16 protein-coding genes, 3 pseudogenes and 1 riboswitch are annotated in these 15,544 nt (G+C 71.9%); of the genes and pseudogenes, 11 read left to right on the forward strand and 8 right to left on the reverse strand.

Annotation, left to right across the window (positions count from 1 at the left end; genetic code table 11):
* Positions 1 to 43: 43 nt before the first annotated feature.
* From G9272_RS44415 to G9272_RS44435, 4 genes and pseudogenes are all read right to left on the reverse strand, one after another.
* Positions 44 to 586, reverse strand: a complete 543-nt coding sequence (locus tag G9272_RS44415) for a DUF1707 SHOCT-like domain-containing protein (RefSeq protein ID WP_171394610.1) — start codon at positions 584 to 586, stop codon at positions 44 to 46.
* 188 nt (positions 587 to 774) lie between these two features.
* A pseudogene (locus G9272_RS44420) lies at positions 775 to 1,511 on the reverse strand (sugar nucleotide-binding protein); the annotation flags it as partial.
* A 130-nt stretch (positions 1,512 to 1,641) separates the two neighbouring features.
* The gene (gene tpg, locus G9272_RS44425) at positions 1,642 to 2,196 is read right to left on the reverse strand and encodes a telomere-protecting terminal protein Tpg (RefSeq protein WP_171394608.1); all 555 of its coding nucleotides are present in this window, start codon (positions 2,194 to 2,196) and stop codon (positions 1,642 to 1,644) included.
* A 433-nt stretch (positions 2,197 to 2,629) separates the two neighbouring features.
* Positions 2,630 to 2,839 (reverse strand): annotated as a pseudogene (locus G9272_RS44435) (helix-turn-helix domain-containing protein); the annotation flags it as partial.
* Between the two features lie 243 nt (positions 2,840 to 3,082).
* On the opposite strand from G9272_RS44435, the gene G9272_RS44440 reads away from it, so the two are divergent.
* The gene (locus G9272_RS44440; protein ID WP_253267628.1) at positions 3,083 to 3,772 is read left to right on the forward strand and encodes a GAF and ANTAR domain-containing protein; all 690 of its coding nucleotides are present in this window, start codon (positions 3,083 to 3,085) and stop codon (positions 3,770 to 3,772) included.
* A 219-nt stretch (positions 3,773 to 3,991) separates the two neighbouring features.
* Here G9272_RS44440 and G9272_RS44445 read toward each other — a convergent pair whose 3' ends face one another.
* Complete coding sequence (locus G9272_RS44445; protein WP_171394607.1) at positions 3,992 to 4,777, reverse strand: hypothetical protein; 786 nt, start codon at positions 4,775 to 4,777, stop codon at positions 3,992 to 3,994.
* On the reverse strand, positions 4,747 to 5,124 hold the full coding sequence (locus G9272_RS44450; protein WP_253267627.1) for an NAD(P)H-binding protein: 378 nt from the start codon (positions 5,122 to 5,124) through the stop codon (positions 4,747 to 4,749). Before G9272_RS44450 ends, G9272_RS44445 begins: the two co-directional genes overlap by 31 nt.
* A gap of 221 nt (positions 5,125 to 5,345) precedes the next feature.
* Here G9272_RS44450 and G9272_RS44455 point away from each other — a divergent pair, with 221 nt between their 5' ends.
* The 7 genes from G9272_RS44455 (at position 5,346) to ykgO (ending at position 10,567) form a co-directional block, all read left to right on the forward strand.
* A complete protein-coding gene (locus tag G9272_RS44455; RefSeq protein WP_171394606.1) occupies positions 5,346 to 5,714 on the forward strand; it encodes a PPOX class F420-dependent oxidoreductase in 369 nt (122 codons plus the stop codon).
* 110 nt (positions 5,715 to 5,824) lie between these two features.
* A complete protein-coding gene (locus G9272_RS44460) occupies positions 5,825 to 6,322 on the forward strand; it encodes a GNAT family N-acetyltransferase (RefSeq protein WP_171394605.1) in 498 nt (165 codons plus the stop codon).
* Positions 6,323 to 6,834: 512 nt separating this feature from the next.
* Positions 6,835 to 6,920: riboswitch (ZMP/ZTP riboswitch) on the forward strand.
* 21 nt (positions 6,921 to 6,941) lie between these two features.
* Entirely contained in the window at positions 6,942 to 7,808 is an 867-nt protein-coding gene (locus G9272_RS44465; RefSeq protein WP_171394604.1) for a bifunctional 5,10-methylenetetrahydrofolate dehydrogenase/5,10-methenyltetrahydrofolate cyclohydrolase, read from the forward strand.
* A 552-nt stretch (positions 7,809 to 8,360) separates the two neighbouring features.
* The gene (locus G9272_RS44470; protein ID WP_171394603.1) at positions 8,361 to 9,575 is read left to right on the forward strand and encodes an MFS transporter; all 1,215 of its coding nucleotides are present in this window, start codon (positions 8,361 to 8,363) and stop codon (positions 9,573 to 9,575) included.
* Positions 9,576 to 9,938: 363 nt separating this feature from the next.
* Positions 9,939 to 10,103, forward strand: a complete 165-nt coding sequence (gene rpmG / locus G9272_RS44475) for a 50S ribosomal protein L33 (RefSeq protein ID WP_171394602.1) — start codon at positions 9,939 to 9,941, stop codon at positions 10,101 to 10,103.
* Positions 10,104 to 10,148: 45 nt separating this feature from the next.
* A complete protein-coding gene (locus G9272_RS44480) occupies positions 10,149 to 10,409 on the forward strand; it encodes a type B 50S ribosomal protein L31 (RefSeq protein ID WP_171394601.1) in 261 nt (86 codons plus the stop codon).
* Between the two features lie 35 nt (positions 10,410 to 10,444).
* Complete coding sequence (ykgO, locus tag G9272_RS44485; protein ID WP_103547485.1) at positions 10,445 to 10,567, forward strand: type B 50S ribosomal protein L36; 123 nt, start codon at positions 10,445 to 10,447, stop codon at positions 10,565 to 10,567.
* Between the two features lie 710 nt (positions 10,568 to 11,277).
* On the opposite strand, the gene G9272_RS44490 is transcribed toward ykgO, so the two are convergent.
* On the reverse strand, positions 11,278 to 13,056 hold the full coding sequence (locus tag G9272_RS44490; RefSeq protein WP_171394600.1) for a DMT family transporter: 1,779 nt from the start codon (positions 13,054 to 13,056) through the stop codon (positions 11,278 to 11,280).
* Here G9272_RS44490 and G9272_RS44495 point away from each other — a divergent pair.
* Positions 13,055 to 13,549 (forward strand): Lrp/AsnC family transcriptional regulator, encoded by a 495-nt coding sequence (locus G9272_RS44495; protein WP_171394599.1) that lies wholly within the window; start codon positions 13,055 to 13,057, stop codon positions 13,547 to 13,549. The two genes, G9272_RS44490 and G9272_RS44495, sit on opposite strands and share 2 nt — an antisense overlap.
* A gap of 138 nt (positions 13,550 to 13,687) precedes the next feature.
* Positions 13,688 to 13,969, forward strand: coding sequence for a hypothetical protein (locus G9272_RS44500; RefSeq protein ID WP_171394598.1), 282 nt, complete (start codon positions 13,688 to 13,690; stop codon positions 13,967 to 13,969).
* 118 nt (positions 13,970 to 14,087) lie between these two features.
* Here the strand turns inward: G9272_RS44500 and G9272_RS45835 are convergent.
* Positions 14,088 to 14,348 (reverse strand): annotated as a pseudogene (locus G9272_RS45835) (MarR family winged helix-turn-helix transcriptional regulator); the annotation flags it as partial.
* 358 nt (positions 14,349 to 14,706) lie between these two features.
* Between G9272_RS45835 and G9272_RS44510 the strand changes: the two are divergent.
* Positions 14,707 to 15,114 (forward strand): contact-dependent growth inhibition system immunity protein, encoded by a 408-nt coding sequence (locus tag G9272_RS44510; protein ID WP_253267626.1) that lies wholly within the window; start codon positions 14,707 to 14,709, stop codon positions 15,112 to 15,114.
* Positions 15,115 to 15,544: the final 430 nt, after the last annotated feature.

Here is a 15,544-nt window from a genome sequence, read left to right on the forward strand (position 1 = left end):
AAGAAGTGCCCGAACAGGTGGTCCTGGTTGCCGGACGGAAGCCTCAACGCCGCGCGTGGCGGATCTTCAGCCGTCCGAACCCCATGGCCCCGGAGATCCGGATCCTCGGCCCGCCGGGGCGGGAGCTCCGCGGGGGCCTGTACCGCGTGTCCTTCCACCCGGTGTGCAGATCCTCGTACTCGACGATCGCGTCGCGCGGCACCGTGATCTTCGCCCTGCCGGTGCCGAGCTGCAACTCGATGTCGACCACCGGATGTTCGACGACCGCCCGGGACAGGTCCAGAAGCACCCTGGCGAACGCGGACTCGACCTTGAGGAACCGAGGTACCCGCCATGCCCCGCCGCGCTTGATCCGTCCGCCGGCGGCGGCGATCGTGGACGTGGTGCCCGCATCCTCCTCCGGCAGCGAGGCCAGAGCCGCCACGAGCTCGCCGTGCGTTGTGACGGTGAGCACCCGGTGCAGGCGTTCGTCCAGATCCTCGTGCGAGAGGTGACCTTCGGCGTACGCCTCCCGCAGGCGCCGCACGGCCGTGTCGCGGTCGTCTTCGCCGATCAGCGGCGGCCGGTCCTCCGGCAGAGCGGTCACCTTTTCACCCTACTGCCGTGCCGGCGATGCGAACCCGGTCCGGTGCGCCCCGTCGGTCGGACGTCCGGAACGCAGGCAGCCTTCAGCCGGGCTGCTCGGCCGGGGCGACGATGACGCCCTCGGGGCCGCGGACATGACAGAGCCGGTGGCTGTTCTCGTACTGCCCGACCCCGCCCACGAGTCCGGGAGGACCCGGCTCGCCGTCCGGCGGGCAGTCGCGCGCCGTCGAGGCCGTCGCGCCGGGCGATCAGCACACCGGGGTCGTGGCGGCCCAGGGCGTCCGGCCCGGCGAGGTGGAACATTCCGGCCGCGCCGGACAGCGCGATCTCCCACAGGGCGGCGGCCAGGTCGTCGACATGGACGGGGCAGCGGATGTCGTCGGTGAACAGGACCGTGTCGCGGGTGCCGTCGGCCAGGGCGTGCACCGTGCGCTCGTGCACGGACCGGCCGTGTCCGGCGATCAGCGAGGTCCGGGCGACGGCGGCGGCCGGCATCAGCAGCCGCACCGCCGTCTCGGCGGCGGCCTTCGCGGCGCCGTACGGGGTGAGCGGATCGGGCAGACAGCGCTCGTCGTAGCGGACGCGCGCCCCGGAGAACACCGCGTCGCTAAAGACATGGACCAGGCGGCAGCCCTGCTCGGCGGCGGCCAGCGCCACGCGGACGGCGCCGTCGGCGGTGACCGCCCAGTCGGCGCCGCTCGAGGCGGTGATCACGGCGGAGGGGGCCACGTCGGCGATCACCGCGGCGACACGCGCGGGGTCGCGGATGTCGAGCGGACGCCAGACCACACCGTCCGAGGCAGGGCAGGGCAGGGCAGGGCCGGGACGGGACGCGAACGTCGCAGATGTCTGACGCCCCGCCGCGGCGGCCTGCCGGATCATGCGCCGCCCAGGAAACCGCTGCCCCCGGTGATCAGGACCGTCATGGACCGCCACGGTAGCGAACACGCCGTCCCCGGTGCGCCGCGCCCTTGTTGCGGCGGCGCATGCCGCACCAGGGGCTGCGCGGGCCTTTGCGGCCTTCCCGAACTGTGCTGTGTGCAGGCCGCCTTCCGGTCAGAAGGACACGTCGAAGTAGTCGATGTCGTTGAGTTCGACCTCCAGGCCGTCGGCGCGGCGGCCGCCGTCCTTGAAATAGATCTCCTGGAGCCCTTCGGCGACGATGTGGCGCAGCTGCGCGTCGCCGGCCCCGGCGTCGCGCGCGTCGAACAGCCGCCGCGCGTACTGCGGCGGGAGATGGACGGTGAGGCGGCGGTAGCGTCCGTCGTCGGTGGTGCCGGCGGGGGCGCTGTAGCCGAACCGGGCGCGGGTCTCGATGGTGATCCCGGTGGCGCCCGCCGCCTGACTGCGGGCGCGTTGGCGTACGCGGGGCTGCCAGCGGGCGCGTACGGCGTCGTCGACGCGGTCGGCGATGGCCCGGGGCGGCCTCTTGCGCTCGCCCTTGAGGTAGCGCTCCACCGACCGCCGGCTGACCCCGACTTCCGCCGCGACCGCCCGCGTGATGCCGAGCCGGCGCATCAGATAGCCGATCTGCCCCTTGAGGGTCTTGGGCGGCTCCCGGGTGAACGTCTCGCGTCCGGCGCGCTCGAGGGCGTCGTCGATGTCTCCCACGGCCTGTCATTCCCCTTCGTCGTACGCGGCGTCGTGGCCGTCGCCCTTGATGTGCCGGGCGGGGTTGTGGCCCTGCTCCATCAGGTCGACCGCCCACGCCATCTCCTGCACGCCCTCGACCTTCGCCAGGCCCGGGGTGGAACCGATGCGGAAGACGCCGGGCGGGCGGCTCCGGGGGCGCGACGACGGCCGCAGCCGCAGCCGCAGCCGGTGCTGGGGCCGGTGCCTGGGCCGCCGGTGCTGGGGCCTCGGCCGCGGGGGCCGCCTCCTGCGGGGTGCCGGTGAACGTCTCCGGGACCGGGACCGGGACCGCAGCCGAAGCTGCGGCGGGTGCGGGTGCGGGTGCGGGTGCGGGTGCGGGTGCGGCGGGCGCGGCCGGAACGGCAGGGGCCCTCTTCGGGTACTTGGCCGCCCAGCCCTCCAACAGCCGCTGGTAGGCCTCCAGTCGCGGCGGGCGCGGTTCCGTCCTGCCGTTCTCCCAGTTCTTCACCGTCTGGGGCGTCGTCTTCAGCACCTGCGCCAGCCGGGCCTGGGTGATGCCGGCCTCCTCGCGCAGCCGGGCCCGCTCCGCCGGGAGGGGCAGCTGGGGCTCCTCCTCCAGCAGCGCGTCCACCGACGCGAACAGCTCTTCCTGGGTCGCCACGGGGCACCTCCTCGCTCCCGGACACTAGCAGGGCTGGACCCCGGATTTATCTCTGACGAGATGTTGGATTTAACCCTTCCGGGCTAGTCGGAGCCTGGCGCGCACAGCCGTCGATCCGTGTCGATCGATCCGGCCGTGTCCGTGCGTGTCCTGTCCGGCGCATCACTCACCGGCACCGCTGTGCAGGTTGCGTGAAAGGCTGGGTATGAGGCTTGTCCAGGCGGGCGATGGACGGGAGTCGGAGTGGACTGGGGTCGGTTCGCGCAGGAGATGGCCTCGATGGCGCGTGATCTGCTGGCGCAGGATTCGGTCGGTGCCACGCTGGAGCGGATCACGGCATCGGCCACCGAGCTGGTCGACGGCTGTGACGCGGCCGGCGTTCTCGTACTGCACGCCGCGAAGGTGGAGACCCTCGCGCCCACCGACCCACTGGTCGTCGACAGCGACCAGCTCCAGGAACGGCTCGGCGAGGGCCCCTGCTTCGACGCCGCCCACAGCGCGCGCGGAGAGCGGGTCTTCCGCATCGCCGACCTCACCGGCGAGCGGCAGCGCTGGCCCGCCTACGCCCCCAGGGCCCACTCGCTCGGCGTGGGCAGCATGATGGGCTTCCTGCTGTTCACCGAGGACGAGGACCTCGGCGCGCTGAACCTGTACTCCCGCAAGCCCGGCGCGTTCGGCCAGGCCAGTGAGACGGCCGGCTGGCTGCTCGCCTCCCACGCCGCGGTCGCCTTCTCCAGCGCCCGCACCCACGCCCAGATGGAACAGGCCATCGCCACCCGGCACGCCATCGGCGAGGCCATGGGCATCCTCATGGGCCACCACCACATCACCGAAGAACAGGCCTTCGACGTGCTGCGCCGCTACTCGCAGGAGAACAACATCAAACTCCGTGAGGTCGCCCGCCTGGTCTGCGCGGGGGAGCGCCTGCCGTAACCGTGGTGTGAGGGCGCCCCTCCCCGGCTCGTGGGCCGAACCAGCGGGGCCCGGCCCGGCCCGGCCCGGCCGGCCTCCCAGGGGAACGCCACCGAACCCGGCTTGCGCAGTCACGTCCCCTGTCCTGTCCTGTCCTGCGCACACCCCTCACGCCTGGCCGGCTCCGCCTCGAGACCGGCCGGCACCCGGCCCTTGTGCTGCCGCCGCTCCGCCGGCCGGTCACTGGCCGGTGAAGTGCGCTTCGCGGTAGTCGTCGAGTCGGTCGAGGACGAGCAGCAGGATGCCGCGCAGCAGGCTGTCGTGCCGGCCGCTCCGGGCGAGCCCGTCCTGTCCGCCGATCGCCCGGGCCCGGGCGATCGGCTCTGCGGGATCGGCGCCGTCCAGCGCGCGGACCAGTGCGTGCCGCACGGCGTCCAGCAGCGGGCCGTGACCGGCAGAGGCGTTCGCGTCCGAGGCGTGAGCGTCCGAGGGGCCGGCCGCCGGCAGCCCGCCCGCGGTATGCAGCTGTGCGGTGAGACAGTGCAAGGGAGCCGCGGTGCGTTCGGCCAGGTGGATACGGTGTCCGACCTCGTCGAGCGCGGCGGCCGACCGACGGTGCGTCACACTCCAGCGCAGCGCCTGCCGGGCCCGCTCCAGATCCCGCCCGAGGTCATGGGGCTGCTGCCACAGACCCTCCGTCTGCCCCGCCCCCTGCCGAAGCGGGGCCCGGCCGGGACGGCGGCCCAGCTCCTTCAGCAGATGGTCGAGGCGGTCGCGGTAGACGTCGAGCCGGCCGGACAGGAGACGGCAAGGGTCGGGAGGCCACAGCAGGGGGCCGAGGAGAATGACCACCGCGATCCCGACCAGGTTCTCCAGAACGCGCTGCTCCGGATAGCCGGAGACGGGCACACCGAAGACGAGCACGGCACTGACGAGCACCTGCTGGCTGGGAACACCGTCGATACGCAGCAGGAGACTGGCGAGGTATCCGGCGCTCACCACCAGGGCGAGGGAGAACATGGACACGGCAAGCCGTCGAACAGTCGTATACAACCTGCGCGCACACTTGGTGTTCGTCCAACCCCGGCGTCGCAGGCCGCTTCGACGGCTGCCCGGTGCTGGCCGGCGCGGCGGGCGGAATCCAGCTCGGGGGAGGAGATCAGCAGCAGCCGGTCGGCTCCCTCGAACGCCGTGCGCAGCGTCGCCGGGGCATCGTAGTCATCCAGGCGGACCTCGACCCCGCGAGCGGCGAGATCCGCGGCCCCGTCGGGATGACGCACCGCGGCCACGATGCGGTCGGCGGGGCGCCGGGCCAGCCGCCGGTCGATGACCAGCCGTCCGAAAGCCCCCGAAGCGGCCGACACGACAATCATGCACAACTCCCTCACCGCGTGGCAGCCGCCGCCGGCACGGCGGTTCGGGCCCTCCCGACCCGAATGTCCGGCCCGCCATCGGCGACCGCGAACCACACGTCAAAGCCTTTTCCGGCTCCACCCTCGCCTTCACCGACGCAGGGGTTGGGACTCGGGCTCAGCCCCCGGACCTAGGTCGGTGACCCGATGTGCGCGGGGCCGGAACATGCTTGGCTGCCGGCATGACCGAATTCACCGCGACCGAACGCGCGTACCTGGTGGCACAGCGGCTGGGGCGCCTCGCGACGGTCGATGCGTCGGGGCAGCCGCAGGCCAATCCCGTGGGGTTCTTCCTGCAAGAGGACGGCACGATCCTGATCGGCGGGTTCGCCATGGGACAGACGAAGAAGTGGCGCAACCTGCGCAAGAACCCGAAGGCCGCGCTCGTCGTGGACGACATCGTGAGCCTGCGGCCCTGGACGGTGCGCGGGGTGGACATCCGAGGGGACGCCGAACTCCTCATCGGCCCCCACGAGTTGGGCCCGCACTTCAGCGAGGAGGTGATCCGCATCCACCCGAGGCGGATCCACAGCTGGGGGCTCGAGGACTAGCCGGACCCACCTCTGCCGCTCCTGTCGGCTCCAGGCCCCCCCGCGGCAGGCGCAGGCACTGCTACAGGCCCGTGGCGGCGTCAGGCACGGGCCCGTGTGATGCTGGCGCAATGACCGATCAACACGAGGTGGTCATCGTCCGCCGGCCGGGCCAGGGACCTCCAGCGGACCGGCTGGCCGAGTTGTTGGCGGCCTACCACCTGCGGACTCAGGCCGAGAAAGGCGAGGCCGTCGCCGATGCGGACGCGCTGCCGGACCGCTACCGGACAGAAATCTCGGACCCGCGGGCCGCGTTCGCCGACGACACCGTGCTGATGGCTCTGAGCGGCGGCACAGCCGTGGGCTGCCTCGTGCTGACCGCCCCCGCCGACGGACACTCGGAGATCAAAAGACTCTGGACCGACCCGGCATTCCGGAGCCGGGGTATCGCGTCCGGCCTGATCGGCGCCGCCCTCGCGCATGCCGCGGAAAACGGCGTCGGCACGGTACGCCTGTCGGTGTGGAAATGGCGCACAAGCGCCATCGCCCTGTACGAGCGGCTCGGCTTCACCACCGCCGAATCATGGGAGACACGGGATCAACTGCTCTGCATGGAGCGCGCCGTGTGAGCGGCCACACCAACGCGTTGCCGCCGTTCACGCATGCCCCGTACACCCTGCCGGCACGGACCCTGCCCGGCCGGATGCGCGGCCGGCCCCGACCAGTCGGGCCACCGGGACGGCCGTCGGGCAACGCACCGGCCGGGCGTGGCCGCTCCCTCCGCCGTGCGTGCGCACCGAGCCGGACTTCACCGAACGAACCAGGAACCCGCCCGCGCCCAGACCCCGCAGCGCCTGACGCATCCGTACGCCCACGGCGCGGGAATGCCGCCACGCCCGGCCGCGTTGTCCAGGACGTGGTCGTGAGGGGGACAGTGTCCCCGGGCCTCACCTATTGCCTGCGGGGACGATCGTCCGGGCTGAAGCCCCGCAGAGCCTTTCGCCGCGCAGGCGACCGCCCCTTCACGACCGCACCCTTCGTCCCCGCCCCTGGCCCCGGCCCGAGCCGGCGGGCCCCGGCAAGTCGCCTTCCGGCGCCGGACATTGACCGGGGTGAGCAGGCTGCGCGTCTACTACAGTGCGGTGTGGGCCGTGACTGGCGCTGAGGTGGAGCACCACCGGGGAGCGGTCTGACGAGACGTCGTTGCCGTGCGCCTGGGCGAGTGGTCGGCCACACCCGGAGGCAACGATGTCCGCGACTCAGACGGCCCAGCTCATGGACGGCACCGGTCTTGCCGGACGCATCGTCGAAGAGGCTGCCGCCAGGGCGGCACAGATCTCACAGCACACGGGGACCAGCCCCTGCCTGGCGACGGTGCTGGTGGGGGAGGACCCCGCGTCGGTCACCTACGTCCGGATGAAACGGGCGCGGTGCGCGAAGGCGGGTATCCGGTCCCGGCACATCGCTCTGCCCGCCGCCACCACGACCGCCGAGCTGATCGACACCCTCGCCGGCCTGTCCGACGATCCGGACGTGCACGGCATCCTGCTCCAGCATCCCTGCGGCCCGCACATCGACGAGCGAGCGGCGTTCGAGGCCATCGCTCCGCACAAGGACGTCGACGGGGTCACGGCACATTCCTTCGCCGCCATGAGCTTCGGGCTGCCGGGCTTCGTGTCCTGCACCCCGGGCGGCATCATGCGACTGCTGGAGGCCTACGACGTCGACCTCACCGGCCGGCGTGCCGCCGTGGTGGGCCGCAGCGCGATCCTCGGCAAACCGGTGGGGATGCTCCTGCTCGCCCGGGACGCAACGGTGACCTACTGCCACTCCCGCACGGCGGACCTGCCGGACATCATCCGGGAAGCGGATGTCGTGGTGGCGGCCGTGGGACGGCCCCGGCTGATCCGGGGTGAGGACATCAAGCCCGGCGCGGTGGTGATCGACGCCGGCTACAACCGGGGCAACGTGGGCGACGTGGACTTCGACGCCGCCCTGACCCGAGCCCGCCTGATCACCCCGGTGCCCGGCGGCGTCGGCCCGATGACCATCGCCGTCCTGCTCGCCCAGACCGTCGACGCTGCCGCGGACCAACTCGGCATCGAGCACCACTGACCCTTTCCTCGGGCACGCGCTCTCACCCGCTCTCCCGTCATCGGCCAAAGCCGCCGGATCCCTAACCGGCGGCCGCAGCAGCCGAACGAGACGCCGACGACCGCGAAGCCGGGAGCCGGCGGCCGGCGGGGCACGGGCCGGCCGCCCGCGCCCCGTCCATGACGACCGCGGCCGCCTGACCATTTCCCTTTCTCAAGCACCTGCGTGCTCAGCGCCGGCAACCGGCCGAAGACCGGCCCCCTGCCGCCCTCCGCAGCCGCGAGGTCGCCCGGCCGCCCTGCACCGCAGACGCCGCCGCCCGCAGACTGTCCCTGCGCGCGCCCGGGGTATGGCCGGCCCCGGAGCCGGTGTGATGCAGGCCATAATTGCTGTCGGCCGATCTTGGAATGCGTGGGCATGCGCCACCGCTGCACTGCTTGTGGGCCTTCCCTGCCCTGGGGGGCGCACCGGGCAACGGTGGCCGGCGCGAATGGCCACAGGAGCAGGACACCTCGTGGTCCCGCCTGCTCCGCCACGATCCGGACCGCCGCCCGCGAAAGGTACTTCCGCTCCATGCCACTGGCCCTGCTGGCCCTTGCCCTCGTCGCGTTCGGTATCGGTACGACCGAGTTCGCCACGATGGGGCTGCTGCCCCAGATCGCCGACGGGGTCGGCGTGTCCGTGCCGCACGCCGGCAACATCGTCTCCGCCTACGCGCTCGGCGTCGTCGTCGGCGCCCCGCTCCTGACGGGCATCGGCGCGCGCATCGCCCACAAACGGCTTCTGCTCCTGCTGTCCGCTCTGTTCGTGATCGGCAACGTCGCGTCCGCCCTCGCTCCCGGCTTCGGCCTGCTGTTCGCCGCGCGTTTCCTGGCGGGCCTGCCCCACGGAGCGCTGTTCGGCGTGGGCGCTGTCGTGGCCTCCCGGCTGGTCGCCCCCGAACGAGCCGGGCGGGCCGTGTCGAGGATGTTCCTCGGACTCACCATCGCCAACATCATCGGTGTCCCGGCCGGCACGGCTCTCGGACAGCAACTGGGCTGGCGCTACGCCTACTGCGCCGTCGCCGTGATCGGCCTCGTCGCGCTGGCCGCGCTGGCCGCCTTCGTCCCCCACCAGCCCCGCAGCACCCAGGCCGGCATCCGGCACGAACTGCGCGCCATGGGCAACCGGCAGGTCGCCCTCGGCCTGGCCACCGCCGTCGTGGGATTCGGCGGCTTCTTCGCCGTCTACAGCTACCTGGTGCCGATCCTGACCCACCTGACGGGCTTCTCCGACTCCTCGACCACCTGGGTCCTCGCGCTCTACGGCGCCGGAATGACGCTGGGCACGCTCATCGCGGGCCCGCTGACCGACCGCGCCCTGCGCCCGACGCTGTACGGAGGGCTCGCCCTGCTCGGCGCGTCGCTCGTGACGTTCTACTTCACGGTCCACAGCCCCGTTCCCGCCCTGGTGACACTCGCCTTCATGGGCGCGATGGGCGCGCTGGTCACCACCCCCGTGCAGATGCTGCTCATGGCCAAGGCGAAGAACGCCCCGACGATGGCGGCGGCCTCCAACCACTCCGCCTTCAACCTGGCCAACGCCGGCGGCGCCTGGCTCGGCGGCCTGGCCATCTCGGCCGGCTGGGGCTGGGCCTCGCCCGCCCTGGTCGGCGCGACCCTCGCCGCCGCCGGCCTGGCCCTCGCCCTCCTCGCCGGCCTCACCGACCGCGGGACCGGGTCCTCCGAACTGATCACGTCATCGGCAGCGCAGACCCCGACCGAGGCCCGGCAGATCCCGACGGCCTGACAGCGTGTGCCCGGTGGCGCGGTACCGGGCCACGAGGCCGCAACGAGTCCCGGCCCACGGGGCCGTGAGGCAAGAGGCCCGGCCCCGGTTGCTTCCCACCGGGCCGAGCCGGTGGCCGGGGGCACCTCCAGAACGAGGAACAGCAAGCACATTCCCCTAAAGGGTGGTGCTCGAGAGGCTCCGGAAGCCGTCGCGGTACAGCTCACGGGCGGCCCGACGGAAGCCGGCAGACAGCTGTGCCGAAGTGCCTGCGGCACCGGAGCTTCGCGCCGGCCGGGAATGAGGCGGCCGGAGAGGTTGTTGCACAGCATGAACCTGACATGCTCCGGTCAATCCGGGGGGTGCGGGTGAAAGGAGGACCTCATGGCACGCAACAGCATGCGTCCTGTCGTCACGCTGAAGTCGACGGCCGGGACCGGCGTCACCTACGTGACGCGCAAGAACCGCAGCAACGACCCCGACCGGCTCGTCCTGCGCAAGTACGACCCGCTCGCCGAGAAGCACGTCGCCTTCCGCGAGGAACGCTGAACCACGCCCCCGCCCCGGGCAGACAGCCACAGGTAAGGAAACCCCATGAGGCCCCGCATCCATCCCGAATCCCGGCAGGTCGCCTTCCGTGACCGCGCCGCGAACGCCCTCTTCCTCACCCGCTCCACAGCGGCCTCGGCCCAGACGGTCGAGTGGGAGGACGGCAACACCTACCCGCTGATCGATGTCGACATCTCATCGGCGAGTCACCCGTTCTGCACCGGCACCTCGAGGGTCGTGGACACCGCTGGGCGGGTCGAGCGGTTCGAGCGTCGCTACGGCCGCGCGGCCCCGGCCCGGCCCTGACCGCGGGCCGTCGTCCCAACAGGAGGAAGCAGACCATGAAGGTACGTAAGTCCCTGCGTTCGCTGAAGTCCCGACCGGGGGCCCAGGTGGTCCGCCGCCGGGGCGTGGTCTTCGTCGTCAACAAGAAGAACCCCCGCCTCAAGGCCCGCCAGGGCTGACAGCGCCCGCCCGCCCGCCCGTCCAGCCGGCCGCCCGCCCGCCCGCCCGTCCGCCCGTCCGTCCAGCCGGCCGGCCGGGCCGCACTCCCGGGCGCAGCCGGGCCGACCGAGCCCGGGAGTTGCGTCCCGCGCGTCCCCGAGCCGAGCCGGGACGGGGGCCCGCCCGCCCCCGCCCGCCCGGCCGGCGGACGGCCGGGCGGGGGCGGGCGGGAATGCCGCTGTGGTGGCGGGTGTTGTGCAGGACGTGGTCGTGAGGGGGACAGTGTCCCCGGGCCTCACCTATTGCCTGCGGGGACGATCGTCCGGCTGAAGCCCCGCAGAGCCTTTCGCCGCGCAGGCGACCGCCCCTTCACGACCACGCTCCTTCGCCTACGGCTCCGGGCCGGCGTCCTCGCCGGCCCGGAGCCGCACCCGTATCCCCGCCGCTGCCGCGCGGCCGGTCCGCAGCACCCGAGCCGGCCCAGCCGGGCAGAACACGGCCTGCCCGCCTGCCTGCCAAAGTGCCGCCACCCCGTTTGGGAAGCCGACGGTGTACAGGAGAGTCGTTCGTGAGGCCGGGACTCTTCGCGGCCGCAGCTCGAGCAGCGGCAGCCCCCGATGCCCCTGCCGAGGAATCGGCGGCCGCGTGATCATCCACGGGCGACTCGCCGCGTGCTTACGGCTACCGGGCCCGGGGAAGTGATGATCTCCATGACGAGCGCGATGCAGAACTACGGTCTCCTCTGGACCGACCCGGACGGTACCCCGCAGGCGTCCGCCGGCAGGTACGACAAGCGGTCCGCAAAGCACCGCCGCACCGAACTGAAAGCCGTGGGCTGCACCCGTGTCGAGATCGTGCCGGTCAGACCCGGCGAAGTTCCCGAGCCGGTTTCCTGAGCCAGGCGGAGCAGACCGGGGCGGGACGGCCTCGGCACTCGTCCGGCTGCCTGCCGGCGTCCGCGCCGGCGGCCAAGGTGTCGAACACCTTGGCCGCCGCGGCTGTGCGAAGTTGCACAGGCGTCGACGATGCGAGCGCCGCCGGCGTCCTCGCCCGCTACGGGGCGGAACTCGACGAGACGATGGCCGCCTGCACCGGTTCTCCCCGGCTGACGGCGACAGGCGACGCGGTCCGGATCGAACTGCGCATGGACGAGCCGTACTCCACCACCGCACCGCACCCGCGCTCCGTCTGGCGTGACCGGCACACGGACTACGGCCGGCTGCGCAGCCCTGATCCGCGACCGTACCTGCCGGGCCGGCCGGCCGGCAGGCGAACTCCTCGTACGGAGGCCGTTCGGCCGGCCGGCCGCGAACCCGCCGTGCAGCGCCGGCCCGTTGAGGGACTGGTTCGGACGGTGTTCCGGGCTCCGACCCGACCCGACCGGACCTGTCCGCCACCTGGTGGCCCTGCTGCCTTCGCACGGCCCCTGGTCCTGTCCGAGGAACTCGAGCGGCTTTCCCGCATTGCGCCTGCCGGAGAGCCCGGAACCGTCAGCGAACGTGCTACGGCAAGCGCGTGGATCCGCCGCCGCCCGTACGGAAGTACGGCTGCGGGGCATCGGTGCCAGGCACAGGGTGATCATTCCGGTGAGGATCAGCGCGCAGCCGGCCCACGCCGAGGGCGAGAGGCGCTCATGGAGGAGGAGCACGCCGATCAGGGCCGCGGCCACGGGCTCGGCGAGGCTGAGCGTCCCGGCCGTGGTGGCCCGCACCCGGCTGAGGCCCATGGTGAACAGCCAGTACGCGGCGGCGGTGGCACCTATGCCCAGCCAGCCGATCAAGGCCAGGGTGGTGGTGTTGTTCACCGGGGCGGCATCCTTGATCATCCAGGGCAGCAGAGTGAGAGAGCCCACCAGCAGCGACAGCGCGGAGAACGCGGGCAGGTGGGCAGCGGGAGCGGCGGCGGCCAGCTTCTTGGCGAAGACGGTGTACAGGCCGTAGCAGGTGCCGGCGGCCACGGCCAGGAGCAGACCGAACGGGTCCACGCGGGTGCTTCCCGGCGCCAGCAGGAGCGTGCAGCCGGCGACGGCCGCGCCGGTGCTCACCATCCAGGCGGTCCCCATCCGTTCACCGATCACCCACCGGGCGCACCATCCGGTCGCGGCGGGGGCGGTGCCCAGGGCGACCACCGTGGCCAGAGCCGCGCCGGTCCGCGCCACCGAGGACAGAAAGGCCACTTGGTAGATGCCCGTCGAGAAGGCGCAGATCAGCAGCGGACCCATGGCCTTGCGCGCGGCCGGCGCCCGAAATTTCCCCGGACGAATGGTGAACGCCCCGAGGACCAGGCCGCCCGCGAGCAGCCGCCACCCGCCCAGGGCCGCCGGCGTCATGGGACTGGCCGCCAGCACCTGGGCAGGGCCGACAGTGCCCCACAGCACCGCCGCCGACAGAACCGGAATCGCGCCGGCCGCCGGACTGTTCTTTCGTATGTCCATGACCGGCGAGAGCAGGAAGAAGTGCGACCACACTTCCCGCTCTCCACATCTAATTCGGCATAGAGTCGATTCCATGGAACTTGATGCACTGGATCGGGTCCTGCTCCGAGAGCTGCAGAACGATGCACGGCAGACCAACCGAGACCTCGCCGGCAAAGCCGGGGTCTCGCCCTCCACGTCGCTGGAGCGGGTGAGACTGCTGCGCGAGCGCGGTGTGGTCACCGGCTACCACGCTGCCCTGGACCTCGATACGGCCGGCCGCCCCGTCCAAGCGCTCATCTCCGTGCGCATCCGGCCTCCAGCCCGCCCCGTCATCGAGGGGTTCCGGGAATGGGCGGCGCGGCTGCCCGAGGTGATCGGCCTGTTCGTCACCTCGGGCACTCACGACTTCCTCATCCACGTAGCCGTCCCCGATGTGGACGGCGTGTACGCCTTCGTCATCGACCGCCTCACCGAACGCCGTGAAGTCGTCGACGTGCAGACGACGATGGTCTACGAGCACGTCCAGCCCCGCTGCATCGAGCCGGCCGGCCCGGACCGGCCCCGCTCCGCACGCAAAGCCTGCTGACCGGCCCCCTCGAGGCTCCCGTCCATGCGCGGTTCACCCACCGGTCGAGCCAGGCACCGACGTGGCACCGACGTGGGGGCAGCCGACAGGGGTCCTGGTTGGGATGCGGGGCCGTTCCCCCCGTTGGATGGTGGAGTCATGAACCAGCATCACCAGTCCCATCGGACGATCGAGATCGACACCCGGCTCGTCACGACCGGTGCCGTGCTCACCGCGGCCGGTGCCGCAGTGGCATGCGCCGGCATGGCCATCGGAGCCTTCGCCGTGTTCACGGCAGGTCGGCGCATGATCCGCGACATGGACGTGCCCCCGACCCAGCAGGCGGCCGCGAAGTGGCAGCAGGCCAAGGAGGCGTCCCGAGCGGGCATGCGGGCGTGGCAGTCCGCGTCCGACGTTCAGAACGGATCGCTCGCCCGCTAGACGAGGCGAAGCCGCTCCGCCGACACCGGGCCCAGGACCCGGCGCCGGCGGAGCGATGCCCGCTGTCCCGGACCACGCAGGTTCCCCACACCCGGATCCGGGTGGCCTGAGGCAGGTCTGCATCGGTGAGGCTGACCACCATGACCCGCCGGTCGTGGGGAGCGGGCGGTCTCCCGGGTGAGCAGTCCGGCCTCGGCATGCGGCGCAGTGACTTGGAGACGGTGGAGTGGTCGAGGCCGACACGCTCCAGCAGTTCTGCCTGTGTCCGGCCGTCGTGGTCGAAGAGCTGCATCAGCAGCAGTTCCTGTCCCGGGTGCAGGTTCAGGGCGCGCAGCATGGCGGCGGCGTGGCCGCGGTGGGCGCGGGCGGGCTGGAAGATGGCAGACCGCCGTCCGGCTGCCGTTCCCCGCGTATCCCACCGGCGAGGAGCACGGCTTTTGGTGGTTCCTGGGCCAGGACGTCCTTCTGCGTGAAGACACTGGTGCGGCCGTCCTGGCCCGCGGCCGGACAGCGGCAGACCTCGACCGCGTTTGTGACCTGATCCCGCCAGGCTCCTGCCGACCGGGCAGCCAGATCGGCCCGTCACAGTGTCTGGGAAGGTGCTGAACCGGTTTCGGCGCGAGCAACAGCATCCAGGAGCGCTTCGGAGCTGCTCCGTGTGTCCGGTGTTGGCCGGCAGGAGAACAGGGTGTCCGGTCTCGAACGACCTGAGACCGCGGTTGCGCGAGAATCGCCTGGTGACTGTATCCATCGACCGTAGTCGGTCCCTCGAGGAGCTCGAACGTGATCGCTGGCAGGCGCCCCCACCTGACGCCACCCGTCTCATGTCGAGGGTTCATGCCCTGCGGAGCCGGCCGGTCGGGACTCTGACCGTCGAGGACCTGCGCCTGCTGATCAGGCAGGACATCGGGCTGGCGGTGCTTCTTCCGCTCGCGGTGGAGGTGCTTCGTGACAATCCGCTGGCCGAAGGCCACATGGGCGAGGGCGATCTGCTGTGCGCAGTCCTGACCAGGAACTCGGCGATCTGGAGCGCTTATCCGGATCCTGCAAGGCAACTGACCTTCATCGTCGGCGGCCTCTCCGGCCTCTCGCCAGACCTGCGAAGCGAGGTCGAGCGGTTCGTAGGCGCCGTCCAGAATTCCTGACGCGGTGCAGTGCCTGTCGCCGACTACGGGGCTGTCCACCGAAGACGCCCGTGGGTCCTGGTTGTCAGGCCGGGCAACCTCAGGTGTGCTGGCGCCCCGGACAGGTGATGACGTCGAATCGTCCGTGCCCGCATGGCGGGTGGCTGTAGGAGTGATCTCTGGCCTCGCCCCGGTGTTGCGTCGGGGGTCAAACCTCGATGCGCCGTTGCCACCAGGGCAGGTGTCGTGGAGCGAATGGATCGTTGACAGTGCGCTTTGGAACGCGTGTGTCGATCGGCGCCAACGCAGCTTGCAACTCCCTTTGCAACTCCCTTCGAGCACGGGGACGGAGGCTGCAAGTTGCAACCGAACTGGGCGATTTGTCGGTTCGTGGAGGCGGACAGTCCTCTGATGACGGTCCGCCTGAAGTGCCTGGTGTCCCGCAGCGGCA

Source organism: Streptomyces asoensis, from assembly GCF_013085465.1.
GTDB classification, from domain to species: Bacteria; Actinomycetota; Actinomycetes; order Streptomycetales; family Streptomycetaceae; genus Streptomyces; species Streptomyces cacaoi_A.

What these genes read in the sequence shown, in the direction of transcription:
- G9272_RS44450 (WP_253267627.1), bottom strand. Translation starts at nt 5,124, where the DNA reads ATGATTGTCGTGTCGGCCGCTTCGGGGGCTTTCGGACGGCTGGTCATC.
- G9272_RS44455 (WP_171394606.1), top strand. Translation starts at nt 5,346, where the DNA reads ATGACCGAATTCACCGCGACCGAACGCGCGTACCTGGTGGCACAGCGG.
- G9272_RS44460 (WP_171394605.1), top strand. Translation starts at nt 5,825, where the DNA reads ATGACCGATCAACACGAGGTGGTCATCGTCCGCCGGCCGGGCCAGGGA.
- G9272_RS44465 (WP_171394604.1), top strand. Translation starts at nt 6,942, where the DNA reads ATGTCCGCGACTCAGACGGCCCAGCTCATGGACGGCACCGGTCTTGCC.
- G9272_RS44470 (WP_171394603.1), top strand. Translation starts at nt 8,361, where the DNA reads ATGCCACTGGCCCTGCTGGCCCTTGCCCTCGTCGCGTTCGGTATCGGT.
- rpmG (WP_171394602.1), top strand. Translation starts at nt 9,939, where the DNA reads ATGGCACGCAACAGCATGCGTCCTGTCGTCACGCTGAAGTCGACGGCC.
- G9272_RS44480 (WP_171394601.1), top strand. Translation starts at nt 10,149, where the DNA reads ATGAGGCCCCGCATCCATCCCGAATCCCGGCAGGTCGCCTTCCGTGAC.
- ykgO (WP_103547485.1), top strand. Translation starts at nt 10,445, where the DNA reads ATGAAGGTACGTAAGTCCCTGCGTTCGCTGAAGTCCCGACCGGGGGCC.
- G9272_RS44495 (WP_171394599.1), top strand. Translation starts at nt 13,055, where the DNA reads ATGGAACTTGATGCACTGGATCGGGTCCTGCTCCGAGAGCTGCAGAAC.
- G9272_RS44490 (WP_171394600.1), bottom strand. Translation starts at nt 13,056, where the DNA reads ATGGAATCGACTCTATGCCGAATTAGATGTGGAGAGCGGGAAGTGTGG.
- G9272_RS44500 (WP_171394598.1), top strand. Translation starts at nt 13,688, where the DNA reads ATGAACCAGCATCACCAGTCCCATCGGACGATCGAGATCGACACCCGG.